1 pseudogene is annotated in these 349 nt (G+C 66.5%); it reads left to right on the forward strand.

Features of this window, described 5'->3' with window-relative positions:
- Positions 1 to 349: pseudogene (locus QJT78_RS52370) on the forward strand (transposase); the annotation flags it as partial.

A 349-nucleotide genomic window follows, 5' to 3' on the forward strand; every position in this document is an offset into this window, starting at 1 on the left:
CCCGCGCGAGCCGGCATCCGTCACGCTCGACATCGATGATACCTGCGACGTCGTCCACGGCCATCAGCAGCTCTCGCTGTTCAACGCTCATTATGACGAACGCTGCTTCCTACGACACGGAGAAGAGCCGGCCCGTGGCGGTCGTGCTGCGGCCCGGCAAGACGCCGGGCGGCGTCGAGGTGCGTGCCCTTCTGCGCCGCCTGGTACGGCATATCCGGACGCGGTGGCACAACACGCGAATTACGTTCCGTGGCGACGGGCACTATGCCCGGCCGGAGGCCATGGCGTGGTGCGAGACCAACGGCATCGACTACATCTTCGGTCTGTCCGGCACCAAGCCTCTCGCCAG

Source organism: Bradyrhizobium sp. Mp27 (assembly GCF_029953005.1).
Lineage (GTDB): Bacteria > Pseudomonadota > Alphaproteobacteria > Rhizobiales > Xanthobacteraceae > Bradyrhizobium > Bradyrhizobium barranii.